Here is a 24,388-nt window from a genome sequence, read left to right as displayed (position 1 = left end):
GAAGCCGGCTCGGCGTAGACGAACCGGACCGGCGTCAGCAGGTAGGCGCCTAGCTGGTCTTGGCACCGTCGCGCTTCGTGGCGTAGAGCCCGTCAAAGAGGCAATCCCGCAAGTGCGGCAATGATGCCGAGGGTGCTCGCGCCGACAAGGGCGCTCACCACACCCCGCCGCAGTACTAGCAGCCAGATGACGGCCGCGATGAGCACGGGTATCTGCCAAAGGCGGGTGAGCGATAGCCCCAGCAACACGGCGGAACCGAGGATCGCGCCGATCGCGGCGGGCCCCGCCCCGGCGAGAAAACCCTGGACCACTGCGTTGGCTCGCAACCGGTCGAAGTGCCCAGCTCCGGCCAGGACGAATACGAACGAGGGCGTGAACGCGACGACGGCCGCGAGCAGACCGCCGACGACGCCGGCTGCGGCATAGCCGACCACGGCGACGGTCTGCACGACCGGACCGGGGGTGATCTGGCCGAGAGCAATCGCGTACAGGAACTGGTCCGCGCTCATCCAGTGATAGCGGTCGACCGCATCCGAGTGCATCAGCGGGATGATCACAAATCCACCGCCGTAGGACAGCGCACCGACCTTGAACGCCGTCCACGCGAGCGACGATGCGACGCCGCTGATCCCCGCCGGAAGGAATATTCCGGCCGCTCCGGCGCGGTCCAGATTGGCTCGTGGTGCCCGCAGCATCGACTCGAGCCCACCGGCGGCGAGCAGGACAACTACCAGCCACGGCCCGAGCAGCAGCGCCGCGAGCGCACCGCCGACCGTGTAGGTGCCCCATCGGATACGTCGCGCCGAAGACGTGCCGTTGCGTCGCCAGCTCGCCGGAATCAGGCTGGTTCCCGCCTGCACCGCGACGGCGGCGACCGCCGCGCCAGCTCCTGTTGCGGCACCCAGCACCGGGCGGGCCGGGTGCCGCGACAGCAGCAGCGCCGACAGCCCGAGGATGGCCACGAGGCCCGGCGTTATGAAGCACACGCCCCCGACCAGGCCACCCAGCCAGCCCCGCACCCGCCAACCGCAGAAGATCGCCAGCTGGGTCGAGGCCGGGCCGGGCAGCAGGTTGGTCGCGGCGATGCCGTCCTCGAACTCATGCTCAGTGATCCAGCCGCGCTCGACCACGCACAAGCGGCGTAGCAACGCGACATGCGCGGGTGGGCCGCCGAAGCCCGTGACACCGATGCGTCCCCATTGGGCGGCAACCGTTGCGATCCGCACCCGCTTCCCATCCGCAGTCATCGCGTACGCCACGCCGCCCTATCAGCAGCCCGGCCGGGGCGATAGCCCGCCGTGCGCACCAACCGCCGCCATAGCGGAAGCGATCGCCGCGCCCGCCGCCGTGATCGCCTCAGTTGAGGCGGCAGGCAGGTGGTCTTCCCACAAAGGCAAGGCGTAGCGTGTCGCCTCGATCATGCCGAGCGGACGCGGCATGAACCAGACGTGGAAGTGCGCGACGCCATCGCCCCAGCGGTAAAGATGGACGCGCGCGATATCCCCGAGCGACAGGATGGCCCTCTCCACCCGGCTGACGACCGAGCCGAAGTCGGCTGCCAGGTGCGCGGGTAGATCGCTGAACGAGTCGGCGTGTAGGCGCGACGCCAGCCACAACGTGCCTGGCAGGCTGCAGCCCACCGGATTGTGCAGCACCCAGTTCTCATCCGACCAGATTCCCTCGTCCTGACCACAGATGGTGCAGGGGTCGCCATCCGGCTCGCCCCGCCGTGGTGGTTCGGGAATCACCCGGGGTCCTGCTTCAACCGTCGTCAGTGGATCAGCGAACGGAAGTCTCATCGCAACCAGCTCCCTTCAATGATGCAACATGAGCGTTTCTAGCATGTATCGCTTGCGTTGTACATACGGAAGGGGTAGGTTTCATCGCGTGGACGATGAGCTGTATCGCGCGGCGGTCGCCGTGCTGGGCGAGGTCGGTTGGGATGGTCTGACGCTCGATCGGGTCGCCGACAAGGTCGGTAGGTCGCGCGTCACCCTCTGGCGGAACGGGATCACCCGTGACTCGCTGCTGGAGGGGCTATTGCGCAGGCTGGCAGAGAGCTACCGGGACGCGATGCTGCCCGCGCTCACTTCATCGGGTACGCCGCGCGAACGCCTGGAACACATGATGAATGCGCTCTGCGACGTCGTCGACGCCCACAGCGACATCCTCATGGTCTCCGACGAGATGTTCCATCGGGCTCACGAGGTGAGCAAGATGCCAATCGGGTTCCTCGATCCGTTCATCAATGTGCTGCGCGATGCGCGGACGGCCGGGAACCTGCGCGCCGAAGGCGATGACATCGACCTGGCGGATGTGCTCTTCAACGGCGTCGCCTGGCCATACCTGCACTTTCGCGCCAGGCACGCCTGGCCTGCCGACAAAGCCCGACATCTGTTGTTCTCCACCTTGTTGGACGGGACGCTGCGATGAATACCGAACACGACGCCTTCTGTTCCAGCCCCGAATGGGCGGCCCGCCTCGCCGAGGAGGTCATCCCATGGGGGCTCGCTGACTTACCCCTGACCGGTCACGTGCTGGAACTCGGGGCCGGCTTCGGCGCAAGCACGGCCTACCTGATGACCATGACATCCAATCTCACGTTGCTGGAGGTCGATCCTGTTCTGGTGGCCGGGCTGCGGGATCGGTTTCCCGACTTGGACGTACGCCGCGGCGACGCCACCGCCATCGCGCTGCCGGATAGCAGCATCGACAACGTCGTCTGTTTCACGATGCTCCATCACGTATCGCCCGCGGCGGCGCAGGATCGTCTGTTCAGTGAGGTGGCCCGGGTCCTGCGGCCCGCAGGCTGGTTCGCCGGCACCGACAGCCCCGCCTCCGATAACCTGCGCGACTTTCACCAGGGCGACATATACGAACCGCTCGATCCGCAAACCCTGAAGCAACGGCTGCTCGCCGCCGGATTCCGCGACGCGACCGTGGATCACGCCGATCGGAGGCTCCGATGGCGAGCCCGAACGCGCTAAGGTCGTCGGGACAGTCCCTGGAATACCGGTCCCGGCGCATTGACCGGCCCTGGCGGTTGGACTTACCACCGACGCGTGGAGTGTGTCACGTCGCTTTGAACCAGGCGCCGGTGAGACTCAGGTCGGCCGGCCGGCGACATCTGCGATGACCTGGTTGTTGACGCCCGTGGCAGCGGTGTTCGTTTGCCAGTTGCACCGGTAGGACCTGCGCACGGCACGCGACCCGCTGCTGCCTCGAGCGCTGCAAGCTATCCGCGGAAGGCGAGAGCTACCCCGGCGCCAAGACAAGGACGCAGGTGCTGACGTTGAGGTTCCGCTCGCGGGCCGTCGTGGGGTGACGGTCGACGGGGACATCCCGGTGCAGGTGATCGGACCAGCGTGACGGTTCGCCGCGCACCGAACCGTCCCGCCCATACCGTTCGGCCATGACGCAGACGAATGATCACCTGACCATTCAGCCCAAGATCCTCTACTTCGGCACACCGGTAGTGCTGTTGAGCACCGAAAACGAGGATGGGACAAGCAACCTGGCGCCCATGTCGTCCGCCTGGGCGCTCGGTCATGTCGTCGTGCTCGGCCTGGGGACGGAAGGGCAGAGCGCCCGCAACCTGCGCGAGCGACCGGACCTCGTGATCAACCTGCCGAGCGCGGAGCAGTGGCCGGCGGTGGAGAGGCTTGCGCCGCTCACCGGCCGCGACCCGGTGCCGGACCACAAGCGGGGTGCATTCCGGTACGAGCCGGCGAAGTTCGCCGCCGCCGGGCTGCATCCGCAACCGGCTGAACTGGTACGAGCGCAGCGGGTCGCGGAGTGCCCGCTGCAACTCGAGGCGCGGGCCGCACGGGTCACCCCCGATCTGCACGGTGATTTCGTGATCGTCGAGGCGCGCGTGCTACGTGTCCACGCGGACCCCGCCATCGTCGTGCCCGGTACGCAGCACGTCGCCCCCACCGCCTGGCGCCCATTGATCTACAACTTCCGACACTACTTCGGCCTCGGCCCTCAACTCGGGCACAGCTTCAGGTCGGAGACGCCGGCAGACAGTGAGGATGGTGGGGTGGGTCGCCGGGCTGGTCTGACTCACCGGCAGACCGACGGTTGCTGTCCTCATCCCGATTCGTCGGCCGGCTCGGTGGCCCCGGCAGCTGCATGTCACCGGTCAGGCGTCGGTGCCACGCCGGTCATAGCCGCCGGTGTGCTGCAGCGCCACCGCCGCCGCGTCGGAAAATCGCACGACATTGGTCGTGAGGTTCCGGACAATCCCCGGTGATGTTCGCCGCCGTCCTTCGCCGAGCGCGCCCCCCGTCGCCTCTCGCCGGTCAGCTCGCTGCCCAGTCACTCCTCTTCGCCCTCGGTGAGGGCACCTTCATGACCGGCTCGGCGGTGTTCTTCACCAAGATCGTCGAGCTGTCCGCCGCTCAGGTTGGTCTCGGCCTGACCTGCGCCGGCATCGCCGCCTTCCTGGCCGCACTGCCGATGGGCAAGCTGGTCGACCGCTTCGGGCCGAAGAAGATGTGGGCCGTCAGCGCCACCGGGCAGGCGGCGATGTTCGCGGTGTGGCCGCTCATCACCGACTTCAAGGGCTACGTCGCCATGGCCGTCGGCATGGAGGTCATCGGCGCCCTCGGCAACGCGGCGCACGGCGCGTACACGATCGACGCACTGCCGCCGGACCAGCGGGTGAAGTCACGGGCCTACATGTACTCCGCGCTCAACGTCGGCTTCACCCTCGGCTCCCTGATCGGCGGCTTCGCGCTGGCGTTCCACTCCAACGACGTCCTCCACGCGCTGCCCTGGTTCACCGCTGTGGTCTTCCTGGTAAACGCCGCCGCAATCAGCCGGCTGCCGCGGGCCTCGCACGACGACCGCACCCCGGCCGACCGCAAGGCGAAGATCGCCGGGCCCGGACCGCTGCGAAACCCCGGCTGGCTCCTCACGACGTTCTTCAGCGGGGTCTTCTGGACCAATCAGGTGCTGCTCAACATCGTGATTCCGCTGTGGCTGGTAGAGCAGACCGACGCCCCGCGGGTGCTGCTGGCCTTCCTGTTCGGAACCAACACGGTGATGTGCATCTTCCTGCCGATGGTGGCGGCCCGCGGAGTCCAGGACGTGCCGACCGCGCTGAAGGCGGTTCGGGTGTCGTCCACCTTCTTCGTGCTCTCCTGTCTGATCACGCTGGCGACCCACGACACCATCGGCTGGGTCACCATCGCGCTGGTCTGGCTGGGTCACGTCACCGTGACCGGGGCTGAGCTCTACCTCTCGGCAGCCAGCTGGTCCTTCGAGGCCGAGCTGATGGACCCACGTCAACGCGGCGCCTACCAGGGCGCCGCCGAGCTGAGCAGCACCCTGGGCCGCGTATGGGCGCCCGCGGTGTACACCTTCCTCGCGATGAACTGGGGCGCCATCGGCTGGCTGGTGATCGCCGGCATCATCGTGGCGGCCACCATCGGCGTGCACCCCTCGACCCGGCTCGCGCGGCGATTCCTCGAACAGCACGTACCTGCCGAGGCGTTAGCCGACGCCCGTGCCTCCAGCCGCGAACCCGAGGAGGCCGTCACCGCCGGGCCGCCCTCGCTCATCAACACCGACGAGCCGCTGCCCGAGCCCACCGGTCGCCTGATCCGCTGAGCCACGCCCGGTCAGTTTCCGGCGCCCAGGGCAGCGAGTCGGCGTCGGCCGTTCGCCCCTGTAAGACCATTGCGGGTGGTCGAGTCCCGTCAGAGGGCGGGCCTAACATGTACGGCGCAACCGACAAGGCTGTAAGAGGTGTACCGCGCTGAGCCGGGAGCCGGGCACACCGCACCACTCACATACCGGCGTCCACCCCACCCCTCGGAGGTGATCGACATGCCAGGAAGGCGTTAGTCCCGCGCACGGCGCGCGGGCGGCCGGAAGGCGGTCGTCACATGGCCCGTACCGACGTACACCGACTCGAGCGAGTGCAGCAGCGAGATCCGCAGTTGCGTCGCTGGTTCACCGACATCCACCAACACGGCTCCGGCCCCTGCGACCTTGAGAAGTTCCTCGCCTCGCCCGAGTGGAACGGCACTCGCTGCTACCGGCAGCCGTCGGCTCAGGCGCCGAACCTTTGCGGCTGCCAGCTCTGCACCTTCCAATCCCACCGCAAGCTCGCCCGCCGGCAGGAGCGCGTCGCCTGGCGTTCGACCCGTCGGCAGCTACTCGCCGAGCACCGCGGCGGCGAGCGCGACCTCGACGTGCCCCCGATCCGCGGGAAGGCGTGGTAGCAGAGGTGTGCTGGCAAGCGGCGACCAGCACACGCTGTCTGCCGCCGCCGCGCTTGGCCCGCTGCAACTCCTGACGCTTGTGATCCTTGACCCCAGGTGAGCAAGCCGGGCTTGTGCCTCGTCCGCCAGGTGCTTGTTTGACGCGGTTGCGCGCAGCGGTTGCTCCCAACCTGCTCTCCGGTCTCGGCCCGGAACCCGGCACGATTCCCGACGGACACGCGGCGTGGCTGAGCCGTCTGAAGACGGCTCGGCCACGTTGTCGGTCGGTCAGGGGTTTCCCCGGGTTGGCCGGGCTGTCTCCTGGCAGGCCTGACGTGTCGGCCTCGATCGGGGGCACCGGAGTGCTTCCCAGTATGTTGCCGTTTCTGGAGTATGCGGTGAGGGTGGCGCATCACGCCGGAATAGCGAGACCTGGTTACGGGTGGTGAAGGAGACGTCGGTGACACACCTTCTCAGCGGCAGACATCCCATGCTTTTCGATGTCAAGTGCGGGGTTGAAGGTGAGCCCAAGCGGCGGCCTCGTCGTAGGTGGTTCCCGTCTTGAGGCAGCCGTGAAGGATGCCAACGAGCCGGTTGCTGAGCTGCCGCAGGGCGGCTTGGTGTCCGGTGCCGCGCTCGCGGAGGGCCTGGTAGTAGGCGCGGGCGCCGGGTGAACCGCGCATGGCGCAGAACGCCCACTGGTGCACGGCGTCGGCGAGGCGACGGTTGCGGGCGTAACGGGCGAGCACGACCCGGCGACTGCCGGACGCCCGGGTGATCGGCGAGGTGCCGGCGTAGTTGCGGCGGGCCTTGGCATCGACGTAGCGATGGGGATCGTCGCCGAACTCGCCGAGGATCCGGGCGCCGAGCACTGGGCCGAGGCCGGGCAGGCTCAGGTAACGCTCAACGTCCCGGTGGCGGCCAAAATGTGTGGCCACCACCTGCCCGAGTTCGGAGATCTCGGTGTTGAGAACGTTAATCAGCTGGACCTGGCTGGACACGATCGCCGCGTAGGCATTCTGCACCGGCCGCGGTTGACGCAGCTGCTCAGCGCGCAGTGCCTGCTGGACCGCGGTCGCTCTGCCATCGAGATCACGACGACCGGCACGGCGCAGCGCGGCGACGATCGTGACCCTCGGCAGGCGAGCAGCGCGCTCCGGATCCGGTGCCCGGTCCAGCAACTCGAGCGCCTCACCGGCGGCCAGGTCGTCGAAAGCCTCCAACGCGGCGGGATAGAACTCCCGCAACGCCGAACGCAGTCGCAACACCTGCCGGGTGCGGTCCCAGATCAGACTCTGATGCGCCCGCGCCACCAGCTTCACCGCCTCGGCGAGAGCGCTGTCACCAGCCACCTGACGGTGATGAGCGTGATCCAGGCGCACGATTTCCGCCAGCACGTGCGCATCCCCGGCGTCGGACTTCGCACCCGAGGTGGAGTGCCGTTCCCGATACCGCGCCACCGACATCGGATTGATCGTATACACCTGATACCCCGCCGCGACAAGCGCCTGCACCCACGTGCCACGGTCGGTCTCGATCCCGATCCGCACCCGCACGGCCGCGTCGGCCGGGTCCAGATCCGCCCACGACGCCGGCATGTGCTCCGCGACCAGCGCATGCAACCGACCGACGCCCTCGATGCCCTCCGGCAGCCGCGCCCGGACAAGCCGGCACCCGTCCTCGCCGAGGATCTCCACGTCGTGGTGGTCCTCGGCCCAGTCATCGCCTACCCAGATCATCCTCGCCTCCCACGCGGACACCGCCTGCATTAGCAGCGTGGAGGAGACGCCGGCGATCTAATAGCCAAGTGCTCACCAGCCTGGGGCGGGGCACGTCATCCCATCAGCCGTCCCGTCTCCTCACGACCAACGGGCGCACGGTCTGCCGCAAGACCTCGACAGGGTCCGATGAGTGGAGTGCTGACCCGCCGGCCGCTACCGGAGCCATCCTGCACCAGCAGGCTGACGGAACCTATTAGATGAGGTAGACGTGCCTCAGAATCGGCCTTGCTAACGCCGTAGTTTGGTACCGCTGTATGTACCGCGGAGCATTTTGCGCGCTCGAGTAGCTAGAGTCCTCGGCGTTAACCGATCTCGCACATCTAGCAGGTAGCCTACGGGTGAGCCGGCTTTGGCTAATTCTCGGACGCGGTTGACTTGCCACCACGCGCTGCCGACAGCAGCCAATGCGCCCACCGTTGTGGCCGCCGCTGGCGGCATCACACCAACGACAGAAACGGCGGCAGGTGGCACGAACGAGCTGGCCACTAGCAGAGACCTGGTCGGCTCCAGCCTGTGCAGCGACAACCCTTTCTCAAGCTTACGCAGCGGTATCTCCACGGTATGCTCCACGTGTGAAGCGAAGGCCTCCAGACGTCTGCGCCTGATCGGCACTGAGGCCAGCTCAGCCAGTTCCGCACGTTGAGTGGCGACATAATCACGGAACACCGCAAGTTCTTCCGCAAGGTCAGACCGACACTGGAGGATCTTATCTGCCGAGATGCTCGAAAGATTCGCGGGCCGCGCGTACCGCAACGCCAGCATGACATAGGTTTCCACGCCGGCGTCCAACGCATCCTCGCCGTTTGCCGGCTCAGCCGGTCGGCCCATCAGCAGGCCTAACGCCGCCCCGACATCGCTGCTCGCCGTGGCGGCCCTCAAATCGTCCTGATCCGTCAGCGGCTGAAATCGGGCCGCCCGGCTGACCCAGCCGGCGAGGGCCGTCATGTACGCGCCTGCCAGCGCCGGGTGCACTCCGATCCAGTCAGATGGTGGTCCGGAGTGCCTCCAAATCGGGTCGGCGGAGCCTCCCACCCGAGCAAGCCCCATCTCACACAATTGCCGGAGAGCCCACATCGGAAACTTCGTTACATGGATCCATCCGAGTTGCGGCTCACCAACCGGGCCACCCTGCAACTGAGATTCGCCGTCCCAATCGGCATGCGCACGGGCAATGCTGAAGTCTCGCATCAGGCGATCCGCATTATTGCCCAATGCTCTTGCCAGATCCCAGCCTAGATCCGGCGTTAGCTGCCCAGGATCCTCATCGCGCAACCCATTGGCGTCAAAGAAGGTCCGTGCAGTGACGCTGTCATGCTTGAGGTAGCCCGCTGGTACAAGCCGGCGCACAGACGGCCAGTACAACGCTGCCATCTTGAGCCAATCATCATCACGTATGTGGACGAATGGGAAGTAGAGGCCCGGCTCTTGCATTGCATCCCCAGATTCGGTCGATGGGCCTTCCGGTGCCCGCAGTGTAGCCACGGGCTTCCGCACGTCATTGTCAACAAGACGACAGCAGGTCAATCCGCCGCTCTCGCAGGCCGGGAACCTCCGAACTCGACCGACTCATGTCGCCAACCCGCAACACACTCATCTCGGCAGATCCGGTCGTCGTAGCGACCGCTCGGCGGCTAGATGAACAAGTCCGGACGAGATATCCGGCGCTGTTCACACGTTCGCCACGGCAGGTCGTCGCGTGAGTATCGACGACGAGATCGCCCGCTTCGACTGGTCTCGGATCCAGACGTGGTCACCGCACTCCCCTCTCCACCTCTTTCTCGATCGTTCGCATCACGCTCGTGAGCACCGATGCGTAGGACGGATCGGTGGCGTAGCCGGCGGTGGCCACCGCCCGGGCGAACGCGTAGGGGTCGTCGACGTGATCGAACGCCGGCGCGTACCGCCTGTCCTGCCGGAGGAATGCGCCGTGCGCGGAGAACGCCTCGGCGGGCGAGGTGTATGCGCGGAACCAGTCCTTGATGACGTAGTCGTACCTCCCGTCGGGCCGGGGTGTCACGGAGATGATCTCGGGGAAGTTGGCGTTGGGGTGGCGGAGCACCTCTTTGGTACGAAGGAGTTGCCGGGTCGATTCCGGGTCGCTCGCCTTGGCCTTGATGCCGAAGAAGTTGTTCCGCGGTGCGCTTCTCCCCCACCCGGATTCGAGTGCGGCCTGGCCGAGGGTGACCAACCACGGGACGCCCGTCTCGTCCTGGCTGCGTTTGGCGTGTGGCAGGTACTCCCGTACGAAGGTCGCGACGTGCGACCCGCCGGCCGGCGCCCGCGCCGGTGTACCGCCCAGTCCCGGTACCGAACCGGCGAAGAGGGTGCTGGGGTGCAGCGCGCCCTCCCAGCTGAGGTCGACGTGGATGTGGTCGATGTGCTTGTTCTGGCCGGAATACGGTCGCCAGCCCTCGGCTCGCCGTCCCCAGTACCAGATCCTGCCGTTCCAGATGATCACGGCGACCTGCAGTTCGACGGCGTTGGCGACGAGCCACGCCACGTACGCGTCGGCCTGCGCCCGTTGGCCTGGATCGTCGGCCCGCGCGTAGAGGTCCGCCGACCTGCCTTCGCCGTGCAGGGAGGGCTTACCGGACGCCATCAGCCGGCAGTTGAAGGTGCCGGCCTTGCGCCCCGTCAACCTGCGCCACTGGTCGGCAATCGCGCGCGCACCGGGCTGTTCCCCTTTCGCGCATTTACTGAACTTGCCCAGCGTGACCCGGCCGGCGGCGCGCTCGGGGGTCGTGGTGGTGTTCGTCGCGGGAGTCGGTGCCGTCGGCGGGCTCGGGGTCGGCGTGGGCCGGCTCTGCCTGGCTCGCCCGGCCCGGTAGGCGTCGATCTCGGCGAGCGCCCGTCGGTTCGCGTCCTTGCTCAGGTACGTCCACCGGGCCCAACTGCCCCGCACGTCGACGTGGGCGAAGGAGCCGCCGATGCCGACCCCGATCCGGTCACCGCAGGCGTCGATCGCCGCCTTGGCGATCTCTATACCGGTCATGCCGGCGATGCTGATGTCCGCGGCCTGGCCGCTGCAGTGCCGGCTGTGGGTGGGTGTCTTGCCGCGTCTGCGGTACACCTCGACGTTGTGTGCCCAGGAGCGGTATCCGGAGGTGATGCGTACCGGCTTGCCGACGCGGTCACGGATGGCCTGCAGGCAGCGGACGAGCGCCGCCGAGATTCTCGCCTTGTCCGCGGTTCGTCCGCCGCTGCTCACAAGTTCGCCGACGGTGAAGTTGGCCGACAACTGCTGCGCCCGTGCGGCGGGGCCGGTGTCATACAGTGGTAGGCCGGTGCCGTTCGGGTCCCAGTGCTCCTCGTCGCGCCCGGTGGGACCGGACACAGTCGTGAGTACGAGGCCGGACGGGAACGACTCGTGCTGCTCCGGCCAGTACTCGCCGGCTTCCCGGTCCCATTGCCCTTCCTCCGCCTCGACCTCGCCGGACTCCTCGTCTGCGGGCGTGACGTCGGCCGTCGGACCCTCGTCGGCGTCGCCGTAGCGTTCCTCGAAGAGGAGTTCGTCCTGCTCACCCTCGATGTCTTCGAAGCGCCACCCCGTCGTGCCGAAGTACTCCCCTTCCCCCGCTTCGTGCTGGGCGCGGGGAGGGGAGGTGTCCGGCAGTCGCGCGGCGGGGTCGGCGAGCAGGCGCCAGCCGTACCGTCGGGGGATGTCGTTGTGCCCGACCCGGGTCCGCTCCACCCGGAACGTGTCCGACGCCGCGCCACGGATCGCGCGGTGCACCTGTTCGCTGTGCGCGGCGGTGCCCTCGCCCCCGCGGTAGATGACACGCAACGACCCGGAGGCGCTCGCGATGCGCCGCCGGGCCCACTCGATCAGTGGCGCGGGGTTGGTGTAGAGCGCATCGAAGGTGACGACCTCGTCCGGGTCGGTGTGCTTGAGGATCGCCATCAGCGGTGCGCCGCCGCCCGAGTGTGCCGTCAGGATGAGGCGCCCCGTCGTCACGCTGGCATCGGTCTGCGCCCTGAAACGGGCGAGAGCATCCTCGACGAGGGCCTGGACCGCGCCCGGCTTCGTCAGCGCGGGGAAGGAGTAGCCCATGCCGGAGCGCCCGCCGAAGTAGTGGCCACGCGGCAGCACCAGGATGGTCGGCGACGTCTTTCCTGGTGAGCCCGAACCAGCAGGATCCTGGAAGTCGAGGCCACTGACCGGTTCCTTGTCGCGAACCAGGTTCATGGCGCGACCCCGGCCTGAGTACCCGTGCAGGTGGACCACCACGTCGACGGTCGACGGGCCGGTCATCGCGTTCCACTTCACGACCAGGTCGGGCGGTTTGCCGACATGCGCGGCGAGCATCGGGTGCCGCTCCACCACCAGGCGTCCGGGGGGCACCTGGACGCTGCGGGTCGACTCGCCGGCCGGGGTGTCCTCGGCGAAGGGACTGGTGTCCTCGGCCAGGAGGTCCGCCAACTCCGGCTCGGGGCCGTAGTCGGCCAACTCCGGCTCGGGCCCGTAGTCCACCGACTCGGACGCGAGGTCGGCCAGCTCCGGCTCCAGCGCGTGATCCTCCGGTTCGAGTCCGGAAACCACGTCCATCGTCGGGCTGTGGCCGGCCGACTCCGGCTCCGCGGACGCGTACTCCTCCCGCTCGTCAATGCGCGCGAACACTTCGTCGCGCAACGGCCACCGACCCGCCCGCTCGCCCTCGGAGGGCTCAACGAGGGGGGCGAACACCGCCGATTCCGCCACCGTGTCCATCTCCGCCTCCGATCACGGTCGGTGCGCGGCGCTCGCGCCGTTCGGGCTTGGGCCCAGCGGTGCCGGGACTGCCGGACCGGACAGTGACGTGGCTGTGGTGGGCGTCGGAAGCCGGGTCGGCTGCGCCGGCGGCACCCCACCTGCGGAAAGGCCCCTGTTGACCGACAGGTCCTTGATCCGGTGGCCCGTGGCCGACTGCCACAGGTCGATGATCCGGTTCATCGTCGCCCGGATTGGCGGGTTCGGCGCGCCGAACGAGCGGTAGAGCAGTTCCGCGTTCGCCGGGGCGCTGAACTGGTCGAGCTCGATGAACCACAGCACCGGCGACAGCAGGTCGGCCAGCTCGAACAGCTCACGGGCGTGCCGCGGCGGCATGATGCCGACCCGGGTGCCGATCGCCGCCAACCGGTCGGCGGGATTGCCGCCGGTGACCCCGGCGCCGGCGCTCAGGTCCTCGACCACCGCCGTGTCGAACTCGACAGTGAGGTGGAACCAGCTCAGCATCGCGCCGTAGGCGAACTCCTCGCGCGCCAGGAGCCCACCGCGCCGCCGCAGACGCAGCAGCTCTCCGATGGTCTGGCAGAGGTAGCCGACGTAGTTCGGGTCCGTCGGATTGGCGCCGACCTGGTTGCGATCGTTCTCGATGCCGACCCACACCTGGCGCAGCAGGTCGGTCCACAACTCGACGAAGCGCAGGTTGGCGCCCGGTCCGGTGTCCTGCTTCCAGGGCTGTCCCTGGATCGGGCCGCGCGGCGGGTGCGGCAGGTCGCAGCCGAACATCCGCCAGTAGGCGTTGCGTCGGTTCACCTGGGCGTCCGGTCGCAGCTGGCTGGTGAGCCCGCCGATGTGGAACAGCGGCGGGTCACGGAAGAAGAGTTCCTCGGTGGCCCGCACCCAGGCCACGGTCGCCACGGACGGAGTCGGCAAGGTCTCGCCGACCAGGTACCGCCGAACGACCTCCGCCATGATCTCGACGATGCCGGTGCTCTCCACCAGGTACGGGTAGATCATGTGTTCCCACGGCAACGGTCCGACGTCGACCCCGAGCGCCGGAGGCCCCTCGAAGACGGGCTGGCTGGTCGAAGGCGACGCCGGCCGCACACCCGAGCGCAGACCGACGTCACGAAGATTGTTCGGCAGCTTGAGACGGTCGACGACGGCCGGATCCCCGAGGGCCTTGGGCGTCGCGGATGCCTGGGGCCAGGACGCGACGCCGCCGCCGGCCCAGATCTCCTCCAACCAGCGGCTGAGCTGTATCGGATGGATCGCGAACGTCGTGGCCGGGTCCGGGGCCACCCCGCCTGTCAGGGTCGGGTCACTGATCAACTGGGCCAACATGCGGAACATGTCGAAGACCTTTCGCTCTAGTTGATGGGCCCGGCGCCCGCAGTGGGCATGCGACGGACGAGGGCGAAGGCGAGCGGCCGGTGATGCTCGTCGTCGAACTGGATGGTGCGGACCTCCCCCGGCTTGAGCAGCTGGGGTGGCTGACCCGTCAGCTCGGATGTCGCCACCGCTCGTTGCTTGCCGTCGGCCAGGAACAGGGTGATGTGCTCGGTACCGGTCGGCAGCCCGTCGACGAAGACCAGCCGCGGGGTGCCGTCGAGATGCAGCTGCGCCTGCCGCAACGCCAGGTCCGTCTCGCCCCGGCGGCCCATGTTGCCGAGGGCGTTGCGCAACGCCCGGAAACGCAGCTCGATGCCAGCCTGCCCGGTGCCCATCCGCCCCAACGGTGCGCGCTCCCGGTCCGACACCAGCGCGGCGAGCGCTTCGGCCTGCCGCTCCTCGATCTCGGCGATCCTCGTGAGAATCTCCGCCAGTTGATTGTTCTGATTGGTGGTGGCCATGGTCGGGTCCCCCTTCGTGTTCATGCGGCTGACGCCTGCTCACTGCCGATCCGGCGGAGCCAGTTCTCCACGTCGGTCCCGGGTGCGCCGGCGGTGACGCCGCGCAGGACGATCCAGCCGAGAACCCGCATCGGCTCGATCCGCTGCAGGTAGCGCGAGGTGTAGAGCGACGGGCCGGCGCGCTGCGCGAGCCGTTCCAGCTCGGCGGGCGCCACCCGTCGGGGGTCGAGAACCGTCGCGAGCGACACGCCGCCGAAGGCACGCATCGGCGTACGGGTGCAGGCGTCCACCAGCGCGGGCAGGCGGGGCAGGGTGGCGGCGGCGACCGTGGCGGCGTCGTGCGGGGCGCGTTCCAGCCGGTGGCGCGCCAACCATGCCGCGCCCAGACCGTCCCACGGGCCGGGCCCGAACCACGACCGGCACAGCGCGACGTTGAAGAGCACGCGCAGCCAGGCGAACGGATGCGGATCACCGAACGGCATCCGGAACACCGCGTGGGTCTCCCCGTCGACGACCGTGGCGAGCGAGGGTACGGGCGCGTAGCCGAGCAGCGCGAACGCGTACACGTCGGCCGCCACCTCGCTGGCCCAGCCCCGCCAGGAGTCCGCGGCCAGCGCGGAGAACGGGGCGAGCGTGGCGTGCAGGGCCGCGCCGAGCTCGGCCGTCCAGCCGGTCAGGTGAGCGACCTGATGGCCGGTCTCGTGCATGAGGGATGTCGGTCGCCACAGGTTGTGCCGGGTGATCTTGACGGCCGCCACGGGTGAGAGGGACGCGTCCCACAGCCGGGCCCCGGCCCGCAGGATCGACGCACCGATCCCCTTGTCGAGATAGGTGAGCACGGGCGGGACGTCGATACCGACCGGGCGGAGGCCGCGTTCCATGCTGTCCACGGCGAGCGCGTCGAGCCCGCGCAGGATCGCGGCGATCCGCGGGTTCGTGCGGGTGTTCACCGCGTCGCCGAAGAAGTCGATGACCGTCTCCGCCCGGAGGTAGTCGCGCCGCAGCCTCAGCAGCGCGGCCCGCACCCGGTCGAGATCGGCGGGGTCGGTGGCGGCGACGAGAGCGGCGGCAAGCCGGTCGGCCTGGGCGGTGACCCGGGCCGCGACCGCCCGCAGGCTGCCCCGCACCCCGAGCCCGAGGTACGACTCGAGCGCGGCCCACGCGGCGGGGGCGGCGACGGTGTCGAGCTCGGCGAGTGCGGCGGCCGCGCGCCGCCAGTGTCGCAACTCCACGGCCAGGGTGGTGCGATCCTCGGCGGTGGCCGGACCCACCGGTGGGTCCACCATCAGGGCATGGTCAGGCACGGCCCTGCCTCCCGGGCTGCACGCCGACCTGCGCCGGCGGAAGGTCGGCGGCCAGGGTCTGCCGGGAAAGCCCGGTCACCGTGAGGGTGATCGTCACGCCGTCGGCTGGGTCGCTCACCGCCGACGCCAGCTGCGCGGCGTTCCTGGTCAGGAAGCTCGACAGCCCGGCGGTGAGCGCGACGAGCACCCGGTCCGCTGCCGCCCGGGCCTGGCCCGGATCGGCGACCAACGACCGCTTGAGCAGCCGGGCGGCCAGCACGGCGGGTAGCGTCGGGCGGTACTGACCCTGCAGGGCGAGCAGGACCGACGGCAGGTCACGCTGTCCGGTAGAGGCCGCCCCCGTCAGCCGGGTGAGGATCTGTTGTGCCTGCCGCTCGGACAGGCGAAGCAGGATGCGCAGCTGCCCGGAGGCGTCGAGGCGGACCAGCATCCGCCGGTACCGCCGCGACCTGTGCGGCAACCCGGGTACCCGGACGCGGAAGAAGCGGTCGCCCGCCTGCGGTCGCGGCCGGCCCGCCTCCGTTCCGCCCGCCGACCGTGCTCGGCCGAGCGCCGGCTCTCCGACCAGCAGTCCGGCGATCTGCGGGGTGAGGTACTCGTACTCGCCGCTGTCCGACGACCGCGCGCCGGCGGCCTCGTCCTGGGTGAAATGGCCGAGGTGAGTGCCCGGCAGCGCCTCGTAGAGATGCACCTCGGCCGGCACGGGCCAGCGCTCGACGCCCCGGTCGAGCAGGTGGGTCTCCAGCGTGCCGCCGTCCGACCACGGCACGCAGCGGGCCAGTTGGCGACTGACCGGCACCAGGAAGGTGCGGGTGTATCGCCGGAACCGGAAGCGGGGTCGCGCCGCCCTCGGCATCAGCACCCACACGCCGCCTTCGCCCGCGGTCTCCCGCTCGGGCAGGTCCGCACGCAGCAGCCGGTCGGGCAGGTACGCGGCAGCCGCCTCGGCGAACGCCTGCTGCAGCGCGCCGTCGAGCTGAAGCTGGTCCTCGAAGGCGGCGGGGGGCAGTTCGAGCAACCGCAGGACGGTGCCCTCCACGGTCGACGCGAGGGCCTCACCCGCCAGCGCCTGCTCCTGGTCCGGCGCGACCTCGAAGCCCAGCATGCGCAGCCCCACGTCGACGATCGGCTGCGAGATCGCCCGCGCCGCGTCCGCACCGATGATCCCTTTGATCAGGTCGGCGATCCGGTCGGCGATGAAGCGGACCACCTTGTCCCGCCCGATGATGGAGATGCCGAGTTTGATCAGCGGCTGAACCGCCAGCACCGCAGGAATGAACTGTTCGATCTCGGCGGCCGGCCGGGCGCCGGCTGGCAGGTCGGTGAGCTGCCGCGCCAGGCGCGCCCGGGCGTCGTCGAGGTCGACGAGCCGATCCCTGCCCCCAGCGTCGGTCCCGGCCTCCCACTCGGCCGCCTCCACCATCTCGTCGAACGTGTCCGGTGCGAGCAGCAGGCTGGCCAGCTGCAGGTCCAACTCCTCGGACAGCCCGCTGACCGGATCGGCGCCGTGCGCCGTCTCGCGCTCCCCCAGTCCCAACTTCCCGGCGAGCGTCTTCGCGATCGGCTGGACCGACGGCGGCAGCTTGCTCAGGGCGGCGCCGAGCACCCGCTGCAACAACGGCCGGACCAGAGCCTTCAGCTTGTCGAGCAGCGGCCCGATCGGCAGGATCCGCCCGACGACGGCGACCCCCTTCTTCGCCAGGTTGACCGCACCCTTGACCACCTGCTTCGCCTTCTGCAGCAGGCCGCCGAGGAACCGGTCGAACCCCTCCGACCCGAGCGGTGCCACCTCGCCGGCCGAGGCGAGGAAGGACTCCAGGTCGCCCCCGCTCATCGCGTGGACGTCGGTGCTCCGCGCGCGCTCCGCGAGACCGTCGATGGCCCGCTCCGAAGCCTCCGCCAACGGATCGAGCCACTCCGACAACGCAGTCCACGACTCCGCCTCCGGCGGCGTGGTGGACCACGCCGCCTGCTGCGCCACGTACCGTGCCGCCGCCTCGTCGACGAGCTGCTCCAACGCCTCGGCGAAGTCCTCGTCCCGCAACGTCTCCAGCAGCTCCGCCGCCGCCTCTTCCGCGCGGTCGGGCAGCTCGCCGGCCAACCCGGCGCCGAAGGGCGACTCCAGCAGGCCCACGTCCGCCGGCGCCGCCTCCGGCCCGTCCGCCGCGGTCGTGTGGATGCCCGCGAAAGGCGAGTAGTGCCCGACCGCATCGGCGGTCCCGGCGTAGGTTCCGCCCAGCACGCTCATTCCGGCCCCCTGACTCTCGGCAAGGGGACGAGCATGACCGGCCGGCGTATGCCGGAGCGTCAACACCGCGTATCCGTCAGCGTTGGGGTGCCCGGCGGGCACCGGGCAAAAGGCCCGCCAACCAGGACCGATGGGAAAACGCTCCGTCGTGGACGTTACATTTCGTTGCCCCCGCCACGGACGCGGGACGAGCATGTTCTGCAGGTTCGGGCACCTGTTGAGGAGGCCCACAATGCCGGTGATCCCCCACCACGGACCCGCCACGGCGTCTCTTTTCTCGGCCTGCCTCTCACTGCTCGGCGGCTTCGGCCTGCGGGTGGCGGGCACCTCCGTCGCGCTACCGATCCAGGCCTGCCGGGTGCTGGCGTACCTGTCGCTGGACCGCACCAACCGGCCGAACTGCACCCGCAACCAGGTGGCCGAGCGGCTCTGGCCCGACGTGCCCGCCGAGCGTGCGTACGCGAGCCTGCGTACCGCGCTGTGGCGGATCCGCCAGTGCCATCCCGACCTGATCCAGGCCGAGCGCGACCGGTTGCGCCTGCACGACCTCGTCGAGGTGGACGTCAACAACGCCCGCGCCCAGGCCCGCCGGCTGCTCTCCGACGACCCTGACCTGAGGCCCGCCGACGCCCAGGTCGCCACCCTGACCGCGGAGCTGCTGCCGGACTGGGACGAGCACTGGCTGGTCGTGGAACGGGAACGGCTCCGCCAGCTGCAGCTGCACGCGCTGGAGGCGCTGGCATGCCGCTTGTTGGCGCTCCGGCGATTCTCCGCAGCGATCGACGTCGCGTTCCTGGTGATCGCCGCCGAGCCGTTGCGGGAATCCGCGCACCGGGCACTGATCGACGTCCACCTTGCCGAGGGCAACGCGGCGGCGGCGTACCGGCAGTTCGACCGGTACGCGGCGATGCTGTACAACGAGCTCGGCCTCACACCTTCGGAGTCGCTGTTCGCGCGGTTCGGCGGGCCGCCGCCGAAGACCCTTCGGGATCTGGTTCCCCGGCTGAGTGACGTGTCGTAGCTCGGGACGGATGCCGTCGTTGCCGCTGCCACGAGCAGGGCGGCGGCGGTGTCTGGGCCGACGCCTTGGCGGTGCAGCAGTTCGGGTCTGTGGGCGTTGACGGCGTTGGTGATTTGTTGGTTGAGATCGTCGATCTCTAGGGTGAGCTGGGTTATGCGGCGCGCGAGCAGCCGCGGTGTGTATGCGGAGGCGGATGCCGCGTCGGTGGGCGTGCTGTAGTCCAGCTCGGCGCAGCTGGTGTGCCCAGTGCCGGGTCAGCTCAGGTCAGCCCGGATCGCCTTCGCGCTGACCTTGCGGCAGACCCGCTGGACGGTGCGGCCTACTGCGCCACGTACTGCACCTTGGTGACCCAGCACCAGCTTGGAGGACAACGCAATTTCCCCGCACCTGCGCCCGGACGCCGGGCTCGGGCCAGTGCTGGACCGGCTGGCCGGGGAGCACGTGGTGATCCACCAGGTGGTCGCGGGCACAGACCGGGCCCTGGTGAACCTGATCCGGCAGCCGGGCGACTTCACCGAGCTCCAGGAGGCGGTGGACCTGCTCACCGACACCCTGCTGGCGCACCTGTCCTGGGAGGAGCGGGTGATCGTGGCGCCCCTGGCCCGGTACGGCTTCTACGCAACGGGCGGGCGGGACGGCGAGTAAGTCGCCATCCCGCCCGGACCCGAGATCACGGCAACACTACCCGCATTCTCCACCGGACGGATACTTGCTGTAGCCGCCCCACCAGAGATTCGCGGATTCTTCGAATCCGTTTTCGCAGAAGTAACTCCCCGTGCGCATTTTGGACGTGGTCGCATAGGCGCCGTACTTCGTGGCGTACATCTCCCAGATGGGGTACTTGCTCCACTGTTCGGAATGGACGCCCTCATGGCGCAACAGGTCCGGGCCCTTGGAGTCGGCGATGCTCGCACCGTAGCTCCGGCGCATTAGTGCCCGGTCGACCGTCTCTTCGGCAACCTGATTTTCCAAGTCGGCGGCGCCGCCACCCGGGTAGAAGAAGTAGTCGCCCACGGTCATCGGTTGCCCGGTGGAGTTCGGCGGTGATCCGAAGCAGACGATTTGCCTGTAGTCGTTCTGGCAGGACATGCCCTTGCTGATTGCCCAGCCTGCCGCCACGATGTTGCTCTCGTTGAACACGTTCGACGATCGCTGTGGAGAGGCCAGGGCCAGGAACCGACGAGGCACGCCGATTTCCAAGTTGCTGCCGGCCTCCCCGGCCACGTTGTACGCCGCCACCTGGAACTCGTACGCGTCACCCGCGGTGAAGAAGCCGTACAGCTCGACGTGGGTCTGGTCGGTCGGGTACGCCAGCTTGGACCAGAGCACCTGCCCGCGACTGATGTTGCGGTAGTAGATCCAGTACCAGACCCCCTTGGTGGTACTCGCCTGCCAGCTCAGCCAGACCTTGCCCGGCGCCTCGGAAGGGTCGGCGAGGTACGGCGCGTCCGGGAACGGCGGCATTGGCTTCGCGCTGGCGACGTTGGTGGGTGACGAGTCCCCCGACAGGTTCGTGGCGATGATCCGGAAGTCGTAGGGAGTGCCGTTGGTCAGCAGGCCGACCGTGTAGGTGCAGCAGCTGCTCAACGCGATCGGGAGTCGCCGCCAGTTGCTCCCGTAGGCCCGCAGCTCCACCCAGTACCCGACCCCGGAAGTCGGGCTCGCCGTCCACTTGAGGGTCACCTTGCCGTCGCCAGCGGTCGCGCTCAGTCCGCTCGCCGGTTGCGGGAAGGGCGGCATTGGCCGGGCCGACGCGGTGTTGGAGGCGCCCGAGTCACCCGTGATGTTGGTGGCGAAGACCCGGAAGTCGTACGTGGTGCCGTTGTTCAGCAGATTCACCGTGTACGAGCAACACGAGCTGAGCGCCACCGGCAGCCGCTGCCAGGACCCGCCGTTCGAGCGCAGCTCGATCCAGTACGCAACGTTCGGCGAGGAACTGGCCGTCCACCTGAGGGTGACCTTGCCGTCACCGGCGCTCGCGGTGAGTCCGGACGGCGCCGCCGGCAGCGGGGGCATCGGCCGAGCCGACGCGGTGTCGGAGAAGGCGCTGTTGCCCGAGGCGTTCGACGCGTTCACCTTGAACTCGTATGTGCTGCCGTTGGCCAGGTAGCCAGCGGTCATCGAGGTGCCCGTGACCGGCAACGGCAGCTTCTGCCATGAGCCGCCGGCGCTGGCGTTGCGCTGGTAGACGTTGTACGTCACGTTGCTGGTGCTGCTCGCGGTCCACCGTAGGGTCACCTGCCCGTCGCCGGCGGTCGCGGTCAGGCCAGTCGGTGCCGCCGGGACCCCGCCCCGGGAGGTGACCTGGACGACCGTCGAGGTGGGCCCGGCGCCCGCCTGGTTTTCCGCGGACACCTTGAACTCGTACACGTGCCCGTTTACATAGGGCCCCAGGTCGGCCCAGGTGCGCTCGGTGGGCAGCGAGAGCTTGGTGAAGTTGGTCTGTCCGTCCGTGACGTCCCGGAGGTAGACCCAGTAGAGGTAGCCGTCGGGAGTCGGGGCGTCCCAGTCCAGGGCGATCCGGCCGTCACCGGACGACTCGCCGCGCAGGTTCGTCGGTGCGGTGGGCAGGCTGTACCGGGACGTCCCCTGTACCGGCGCCGACAGCGGGCCGGCGCCGGTGGCGTTGGTGGCTGCCACCTTGAACTCGTACACGTGCAGGTGGGTGAGGTAGCCGGCCTTGAAGGAACAGCATTCGGTGACCGGCAGGGCGAGCTTGGTGAAGCTCGTCTCGCCGGCGGTGACGTCGCGTTGGTAGATGTCGAACCAGAGGTTGTCCCCCGGGGCCGTCCACGACACGGTGATCGTGCCGTTGGTGTTCGACGTGGTGGTCAGCCCGGTCACCGCCCCGGGTAGTGGAAGTTTCGGGGTGGCCTGCACGAGGGCACCGGTCGACTCGCCGCCCTGACTGATCGTGGTCAGCTTGAACTCGTAGTTGTGCCCGTTGGTGAGGAAGGCCGCTTCCATCGTGCAGCACGTGGCGATCGGCAGCGGAAGTTTGGTGAACACCGTCTCCCCTGCCGTCACGTCCCGCTGGTAGATCTGGTACCAGACGTCTGGGGTGGTGCTCGCGACCCAGTTCAAGGTGACCTTCGCGTCCCCGGCGGAGGCGGTCAGTCCGGTCGGCGGGGCCGGTACGGGGTAGCTCGACTTCGCGGAGACCACCGCGGAGGCGGGGCCCTCACCGGCGCGGTTGGTCGCGCTCACCTTGAACTCGTACAGGTGGTCATGGACGAGAAAGGCGGCGGTGAGCGAGGTGCCGACGGTGACCGGCAGCGGCAACTGCTCGAACTCGGTCTGCCCGGCCGTCACGTCGCGCTGGTAGACCAGGTACCAGACGTTCGGCCCCGGCTCGGTCCAGGAGAGCCGGATGGTGCCGTCGCTGGTGTTCGGGGTGGCCGTCACGTTGGTCGGCGCACCGGGCAGCGTATAGACGGCGGTCGCCGTAACGTGGGCCGACTCCGTTGAGGCGCCGCCGCCGTGGGTGGCGGTCACGTAGAACTCGTACTGGTGGTTGTGCTCCAGCCACTCAATGGTTTGTGAGGTGACGTCCGGGCCGAGGCGCGTAACGAAGGTGAAGCCATCGTCCCCACCGGTCAGGTCCTTGCGGTACACCTCATAGCTCCACACCGTCGGCACGGCGTTCCAGCTGAGGGTGATCCGACCGGCGGCGTCGGCGACCGCGGCGACCCCGGTCGGTGCCGGCGGCGGGGCGATCTGCGGGGTGACGGTGAGCGTGGCGGTCGGCGTGCCTTCCCCGGCGGCGTTCTCCGCGGTCACCCGCAACTCGTACTGGTGGCCGTCGAGCAGCTGTCCCACCTGGGTCGAGGTGCCGGTCACTGGCTCGGGCAGCCGGGCGAAGTGGGTCTGACCGGCCGTGACGTCCCGGCGGTGGACCCAGTAACCGGTGGCGCCGCTGACCGCCTGCCAGGTCAGGGTGGCGATACCGGACCCGTCGACGGTGGCGGTGAAGCCGGCCGGCGTGGCCGGCAGGCTCGCCGGATCGGGCACCGGCTGCGGCCAGGCCACCTCCACGAACCGCGGCCGGTACAGCCGCGCGTCGGTGTAGTTGTCGTCGTTGTCCAGGCTGTTGACGTTGTACGAGAGCAGCAGCTTGCCGGACGGAGCGAGCTCCGGGTGCAGGCGGGCGTCGTAGCTGATGACGGGGGACCCGGGCTTCTGCTCCGGCGCCTTGAACAGCTGTGTGGGTCCGGTGAACGGGCCGGACGGCGTCGGGGCGGTGTAGGCCACGTACTGCGGGTCGAAGAACAGGTTGTTCTCCTGGGTGATCAGCACGTACTGGCTGCCGATCTTCTGCACGCCGAAGTTGGTGCCGACGCCGCTGAGCAGCCGTGCGGCGTCAGCCTCGGTGGCGGACCAGGCCGAGCCGGTCCAGAACTGCCAGGCTCCGCTCAGTCCGCCCGCCGGCACCCGGGCCAGGTGTGCGAACTTCAGGTTGTCCTGGCTCTTGGAGGTGCCGTACACGTAGGTGTACCCGCCGTCCTCCAGGATCGTCGAGCCCCAACCGATGGTGCTGCCGAGCGGCAGGTCGACGACCGAACTGACGGTCAGCGCGGGAAGCGCGAAGGTGACCAGCGAGTTGCCGGTCAGCTCGAAGTCCAGATTGCCGGTCCCGCTGTGCCGGTACCGGTTGTAGATGACCTTGAGAACGCCGTTCTCGACGGTACCGTCGGCCACCCAGAAGTACTCGCCCTGCTGGCTGGGCTTCACAAGCGCCTCGGGCACGGTTGTCGTGCCGCCGTGCAGGGTGCTTACGAGGTTGGTGCCATCCTGCACCACGATGGTGTTGTTCACCATCGGCGTATCCTGCGGCCGACTGCCGTCCGCGTTCACCGTGCCAAGGAACGTGTCGGAGAAGAGCCAGGCCAGACGACCGTCCGGCAGGGGCACCGAGGCGGTCGCGTCGGCGCCGGTCCAGTGGCCGCCAGCGTCGCCGTAGGTGTTGAACATCGTGTTGAGGGCTGACGCCGTCATCCCGCCGGTCGGCAGCGCGGCGTGTGCCACGTCGTCGGCTGGTGCGGTCGCCGAGAGGAGGCCGCCGGCCAGCAGGGCCACCGTCAGACTGGCTATACGCCGCCGCCATGGCGCGCGAAGAATCATCGTTCATTCCCGTAGAGGTTGAAGGGAGCATGATCACAGCAGGAGCGGTGAGGCCCGTCAATATGCTGAGCCGCCTCATCTCGGTTGGAACTTGTTCGTAGCGCTGACCTTGTCTTCACCGGCTGGCCCGCACCGTCCTCGCGCAC

The 24,388-nt window shown here is 68.9% G+C and carries 16 protein-coding genes and 1 pseudogene; 7 read left to right on the top strand and 10 right to left on the bottom strand.

The genetic code is table 11. From position 1 onward, the window contains the following. Positions 1 to 92: 92 nt before the first annotated feature. On the bottom strand, positions 93 to 1,259 hold the full coding sequence (gene chrA, locus ACZ6S5_RS26755) for a chromate efflux transporter (protein ID WP_466004754.1): 1,167 nt from the start codon (positions 1,257 to 1,259) through the stop codon (positions 93 to 95). A 9-nt stretch (positions 1,260 to 1,268) separates the two neighbouring features. After that, complete coding sequence (locus ACZ6S5_RS26750) at positions 1,269 to 1,799, bottom strand: HIT family protein (protein WP_466004753.1); 531 nt, start codon at positions 1,797 to 1,799, stop codon at positions 1,269 to 1,271. Between the two features lie 88 nt (positions 1,800 to 1,887). Between ACZ6S5_RS26750 and ACZ6S5_RS26745 the strand changes: the two genes are divergently transcribed. The 5 genes and pseudogenes from ACZ6S5_RS26745 (at position 1,888) to ACZ6S5_RS26725 (ending at position 6,233) form a co-directional block, all read left to right on the top strand. Beyond that, positions 1,888 to 2,433: a TetR/AcrR family transcriptional regulator gene (locus tag ACZ6S5_RS26745; RefSeq protein WP_466004751.1), complete on the top strand. Its 546-nt coding sequence runs from the start codon at positions 1,888 to 1,890 to the stop codon at positions 2,431 to 2,433. After that, positions 2,430 to 2,987: a class I SAM-dependent methyltransferase gene (locus tag ACZ6S5_RS26740; protein WP_466004749.1), complete on the top strand. Its 558-nt coding sequence runs from the start codon at positions 2,430 to 2,432 to the stop codon at positions 2,985 to 2,987. The genes ACZ6S5_RS26745 and ACZ6S5_RS26740 overlap by 4 nt, the downstream gene beginning before the upstream one ends. Positions 2,988 to 3,412: 425 nt before the next feature. Further along, a pseudogene (locus ACZ6S5_RS26735) lies at positions 3,413 to 4,024 on the top strand (flavin reductase family protein); the annotation flags it as partial. A gap of 230 nt (positions 4,025 to 4,254) precedes the next feature. Then, positions 4,255 to 5,616 (top strand): MFS transporter, encoded by a 1,362-nt coding sequence (locus ACZ6S5_RS26730; RefSeq protein WP_466004747.1) that lies wholly within the window; start codon positions 4,255 to 4,257, stop codon positions 5,614 to 5,616. A gap of 311 nt (positions 5,617 to 5,927) precedes the next feature. Continuing rightward, entirely contained in the window at positions 5,928 to 6,233 is a 306-nt protein-coding gene (locus tag ACZ6S5_RS26725) for a hypothetical protein (RefSeq protein WP_466004746.1), read from the top strand. 482 nt (positions 6,234 to 6,715) lie between these two features. On the opposite strand, the gene ACZ6S5_RS26720 is transcribed toward ACZ6S5_RS26725, so the two are convergent. From ACZ6S5_RS26720 to ACZ6S5_RS26690, 7 genes are all read right to left on the bottom strand, one after another. Beyond that, positions 6,716 to 7,951 (bottom strand): IS110 family RNA-guided transposase, encoded by a 1,236-nt coding sequence (locus tag ACZ6S5_RS26720; RefSeq protein ID WP_466004745.1) that lies wholly within the window; start codon positions 7,949 to 7,951, stop codon positions 6,716 to 6,718. A 270-nt stretch (positions 7,952 to 8,221) separates the two neighbouring features. Further along, positions 8,222 to 9,364, bottom strand: coding sequence for a hypothetical protein (locus tag ACZ6S5_RS26715; protein ID WP_466004802.1), 1,143 nt, complete (start codon positions 9,362 to 9,364; stop codon positions 8,222 to 8,224). Positions 9,365 to 9,743: 379 nt separating this feature from the next. Next, a complete protein-coding gene (locus tag ACZ6S5_RS26710; protein ID WP_466004743.1) occupies positions 9,744 to 12,701 on the bottom strand; it encodes a glucosaminidase domain-containing protein in 2,958 nt (985 codons plus the stop codon). Positions 12,702 to 12,713: 12 nt separating this feature from the next. Beyond that, positions 12,714 to 14,048, bottom strand: coding sequence for a hypothetical protein (locus ACZ6S5_RS26705; protein WP_466004742.1), 1,335 nt, complete (start codon positions 14,046 to 14,048; stop codon positions 12,714 to 12,716). Positions 14,049 to 14,065: 17 nt separating this feature from the next. Next, complete coding sequence (locus tag ACZ6S5_RS26700; RefSeq protein WP_466004740.1) at positions 14,066 to 14,572, bottom strand: hypothetical protein; 507 nt, start codon at positions 14,570 to 14,572, stop codon at positions 14,066 to 14,068. Further along, positions 14,569 to 15,834 carry a hypothetical protein gene (locus ACZ6S5_RS26695; RefSeq protein ID WP_466004739.1) on the bottom strand — a complete coding sequence of 422 codons (1,266 nt, stop codon included), beginning with the start codon at positions 15,832 to 15,834 and terminating at the stop codon, positions 14,569 to 14,571. The genes ACZ6S5_RS26700 and ACZ6S5_RS26695 overlap by 4 nt, the downstream gene beginning before the upstream one ends. A gap of 10 nt (positions 15,835 to 15,844) precedes the next feature. Continuing rightward, positions 15,845 to 18,100: a hypothetical protein gene (locus tag ACZ6S5_RS26690; RefSeq protein ID WP_466004737.1), complete on the bottom strand. Its 2,256-nt coding sequence runs from the start codon at positions 18,098 to 18,100 to the stop codon at positions 15,845 to 15,847. 232 nt (positions 18,101 to 18,332) lie between these two features. Between ACZ6S5_RS26690 and ACZ6S5_RS26685 the strand changes: the two genes are divergently transcribed. Together ACZ6S5_RS26685 and ACZ6S5_RS26680 are read left to right on the top strand one after the other, a co-directional pair. Continuing rightward, complete coding sequence (locus tag ACZ6S5_RS26685; protein ID WP_466004736.1) at positions 18,333 to 19,121, top strand: AfsR/SARP family transcriptional regulator; 789 nt, start codon at positions 18,333 to 18,335, stop codon at positions 19,119 to 19,121. A 360-nt stretch (positions 19,122 to 19,481) separates the two neighbouring features. Next, positions 19,482 to 19,766: a hemerythrin domain-containing protein gene (locus ACZ6S5_RS26680; RefSeq protein WP_466004735.1), complete on the top strand. Its 285-nt coding sequence runs from the start codon at positions 19,482 to 19,484 to the stop codon at positions 19,764 to 19,766. A 36-nt stretch (positions 19,767 to 19,802) separates the two neighbouring features. On the opposite strand, the gene ACZ6S5_RS26675 is transcribed toward ACZ6S5_RS26680, so the two are convergent. Next, positions 19,803 to 24,197, bottom strand: a complete 4,395-nt coding sequence (locus ACZ6S5_RS26675; RefSeq protein WP_466004734.1) for a fibronectin type III domain-containing protein — start codon at positions 24,195 to 24,197, stop codon at positions 19,803 to 19,805. Between the last annotated feature and the right edge of the window lie 191 nt (positions 24,198 to 24,388).

It is taken from the genome of Micromonospora sp. NPDC051924 (assembly GCF_055586005.1).
Note: the sequence above shows the minus strand (reverse complement) of the source record. Positions and strands in the feature narration are given on the sequence as shown.